Below are 3,524 nucleotides of genomic sequence, written 5' to 3'. Positions count from 1 at the left end.
CCTGTGCACAGATTGGTAAAAATGTACACTTATCTGGCGGTGTAGGCATTGGTGGCGTACTAGAACCCCTGCAGGCAAACCCAACAATTATTGAAGACAACTGCTTTATTGGCGCCCGTTCTGAAATTGTTGAAGGCGTGATTGTCGAAGAAGGCGCGGTGATTTCCATGGGTGTGTATATTTCACAAAGCACCCGCATATATGATCGGGAAACCGGCGAAGTGCATTATGGCCGCGTACCGGCAGGATCGGTGGTGGTCTCTGGCACTTTGCCAAGTAAAGATGGCAAATATAATTTATATGCCGCCATCATTGTGAAAAAGGTCGACGCTAAAACCCGTGCCAAAGTAGGCATAAACGCCCTGCTGCGCAGTGTGGAATAACCCTAGTCACAAATACCCAAAAAGGCGCTGCTAAGCGCCTTTTTACTTTTAGCTGATCAATTCATCTTTCACTTTCATCACAAACGCCATCACGTCTTTTTCTGGCTCTAAGCTTTCCATGGCATCCACTTTAAACATATCGGCGACGGGCGTACCTTGCAGCTCGGTGAGTAATTCATGCCACTGGTGGCCGGCACCACAAAAAGTATCACCGTAACTACTGTCACCTAAAGCGGCTACGGCAAAGGGCTTACGGTTTAACAATGGAAACTGATCCCGCAAGTCTGCAAATACCATTTCAAGATTAGGGGGAATGTCACCCTGCCCCGTTGTAGAGGTGATCACCAACAACGCTTCCGCTTGTTCGATATCCGATACCTGAGGATCACTATAGACAGTGCAATGGATACCTTCATCTGTTAATGCCGAAGCCACGGTGTCAGCCGCATGTTGGGCATTGCCATACACACTGCCCGCTAGAATTGTTAACGCTGTCATATCTGTCTCTTGTTCATTGATTTTAGGTTAAATTATCACACCGATACGCTTCAAGGGTTGCTAACATTCGATTAAATCCAGCAGGGGGCGTGGTAGTAACCGATACGTTATCACCTGTCACAGGGTGAATAAAATTCATATGTGTACAAGTGAGGGCTAAATGACCAAAATCAAAGTATTTACGCGCAAATTTGTTTTGTTTGCCATCGCCGTGGGTGGTATCACCAATAATCGGATGGCGTAAATGTACAAGATGCCGTCTCAATTGATGCTTGCGCCCGGTAAAAGGACGTAATGCAAGCAAGGAATATCGTGCCTCATCATAACGGCCAACGGGCTCAGGGAGCAAAAATCGCTGCAAAGTTTCATATTCAGTTTGCGCAGGTTGAGGGGGAATATTTTCGCCACGATGGGCATCGGCATACTTGTCACGCTTAAAAGACAATGGGTAATCAATAAACCCTGCACCGAACATCCAGCCGCGCACCAAGGCAACATAACGCTTTTCTATTTGTTTATTCATCATTGCCTGACCAAGTACACTGGCCGTCTGCCCATCAAAGGCAAACAACAACACACCTGAAGTCGGTCTATCAAGGCGATGAACCGGATACACATGCCGCCCGACTTTATCTCGCAATTGCTGCACCGCAAACTGGGTTTCACGCTTATCAATGGGGCTTCGGTGAACAAGCAAGCCCGGCGGTTTGTCCATGGCCACGACATATTCATCCTGATACAAAATTTGTATCGATGTGGCCGGTTCGGTTGTCACTGCCAGTGGCCCGTCATTCGCTTCATCTAGCACCATGGCTATACCCTAAAAAAGCGCCAGTATATCATGTCCGTCATAATGGTAGTAATCTCCCCGTGGCCTCGCTATCATTAGCCTTTTTATGCACGGTACTCATACTTTTCTATGTCTCAAGCCCCTGACCCTACTATCCATACCTTAAGTGAGTTTTTGCTTCACGCAGGAACCAACTTTCAGTTTTTTGATCTTGGCCGTGGCGTTCATCCCTTGGACACCCAGTTATTTCTCGATTTAGAAAATGGCTTGCGTCCTTGCCCCAGACCCCGTCAACAGCATGCTTGGTTTGCCATTGTCTTTTGGTCTGAAGGCCAAAAACCGAATCATTATATCTGGTTCGTGAAATTCCCCATCGATGAACGTGGCTTACTGGTCGCTGCGGCGCGCAATCATTTTTTGCAGATCATTGTGGATGCCTTAGGGCAAAGTTTAGGAGAAGAAAAACACGATACACTGCCAGACAATCCCTACTCCTTTGTTCCGACTCAATCACAAATGGCGCTATTTAGCGCGGTGACAAAGTCCTGTTTATCGCTGCCTTTTAATGACGGCGTAAAAGAGGTTGAACACTATGTTAACGCGCCGGCCATAAGCGACTGGCGTAAACTCTCGGTGCAATCCATTGCTGACTTTGCGCAAACCTTAAGGGACGAAACAACGTGTCATACTGTGGCGCAAAATATGGCACTGTATCATGAAGATTTTACCCGCATATTATTAGAATCGGCGGAGGCTGTCTCTTTACCCACGGCGTTTAAGCAGCATTGTGCTCAATATTGTGCTGACACATTCTCTTCTTCGCCTGCACTGGCTTTAGCGGCGTTACGTGCATTAAGCAGTGAACAAGCCGATACCATCAGCCAGACGTTATTGAATACCCTACTGGATTCAAAGCACGCTGACATCCATGTTCTTAGTGTCATTGCCGGGCGCCATTACGGGCAACTTAGCGGTCATCGCCTGATACAGTTTTTTGAACGTGCCGCAGCCCTTGATGAAGATGAATCGATGGAAGGAAAGCTTTTTGCTGGCTTTTTTTCAGATCTGGTTCAGTTACCATGCCTTAGAGCCGAAGTGTTAGGGGTGCTTCGTTCTACCGAACGCAGTGAGGTATTAGCCCGCGCCTTTGGTCATCTGTTTAGCCAAACGCAGAAGAAGTAGATAATGACACTCGCCGAGCTCACCCTATTTTTGATTTTAGGTTTTGTTGGTTTTCAGTTTTGGCGCATCCGGAGTATATCGGAAGCGGCAAATCAGTACATCCTGCAATATTGTCAAACCCACCAGTTACAACTGTTAACCCTAGCTCGCACGTCTACCCGCATCACGTTCAAATACGCAAAGCCCGATTGGCAATCCCGCTTTATTTTTGAGTTTTCAGGAAATGGCGAAGACAGGTACAGCGGCGAAATTCACATGATAGGAAAGCGTGTTATACGTACCCAGCTTCCTCCCTACCGCGTATGAGAATATCGGGGAAAACTCTTCTCCTATGCCAATAAACAAGCACAAAAAAAGCGGTAGTCCACACTACCGCTTTTTTGAAATTTTGAGCTTCCTTCTCAGCGTTCCATTGCAATTTTCATCGTCCGGATAAAAATCCCTATACGCCCCTTTCCTTCTTATCTCACATCATCCTTCGTGAGCAACTCTTTCCTTGAGTCGATCCCTTTCCATTTATCCATAAAGCACTGTACATCCATAATACAGTATGCCTCATCCATGAAGTTGATCCCTTCAGCCCCCCCGGCTGCGATCCTTTTCTTTGCGTTCCTTACATCACCCCACTTCCATGCACGGTGCGCTCATGTCCTATGAGCTGTCCTTAAGTT

General features: G+C 47.0%; 5 protein-coding genes. 3 read left to right on the top strand and 2 right to left on the bottom strand.

Annotated features, from left to right (window positions below):
* The coding region (locus V5298_RS20140) for a DapH/DapD/GlmU-related protein (RefSeq protein WP_332933205.1) at positions 1-383 on the top strand (383 nt) is incomplete at its 5' end.
* A 48-nt stretch (positions 384-431) separates the two neighbouring features.
* Here V5298_RS20140 and V5298_RS20135 read toward each other — a convergent pair.
* Positions 432-881, bottom strand: a complete 450-nt coding sequence (locus V5298_RS20135; RefSeq protein ID WP_332933204.1) for a flavodoxin domain-containing protein — start codon at positions 879-881, stop codon at positions 432-434.
* A gap of 22 nt (positions 882-903) precedes the next feature.
* Positions 904-1,692, bottom strand: a complete 789-nt coding sequence (locus V5298_RS20130; RefSeq protein ID WP_416351213.1) for a pseudouridine synthase — start codon at positions 1,690-1,692, stop codon at positions 904-906.
* A 108-nt stretch (positions 1,693-1,800) separates the two neighbouring features.
* Between V5298_RS20130 and V5298_RS20125 the strand changes: the two genes are divergently transcribed.
* Both V5298_RS20125 and V5298_RS20120 read left to right on the top strand, forming a co-directional pair.
* Entirely contained in the window at positions 1,801-2,853 is a 1,053-nt protein-coding gene (locus V5298_RS20125; RefSeq protein ID WP_332933203.1) for a DUF3549 family protein, read from the top strand.
* Positions 2,854-2,856: 3 nt separating this feature from the next.
* Entirely contained in the window at positions 2,857-3,159 is a 303-nt protein-coding gene (locus V5298_RS20120; RefSeq protein WP_332933202.1) for a DUF3301 domain-containing protein, read from the top strand.
* Positions 3,160-3,524: the final 365 nt, after the last annotated feature.

This window comes from Alteromonas sp. 14N.309.X.WAT.G.H12, assembly GCF_036697315.1.
Taxonomy (GTDB): Bacteria; Pseudomonadota; Gammaproteobacteria; order Enterobacterales; family Alteromonadaceae; genus Alteromonas.
The sequence above is the reverse complement of the archived record's forward strand: the minus strand, read 5'-3'. Positions and strand labels throughout refer to the sequence as shown.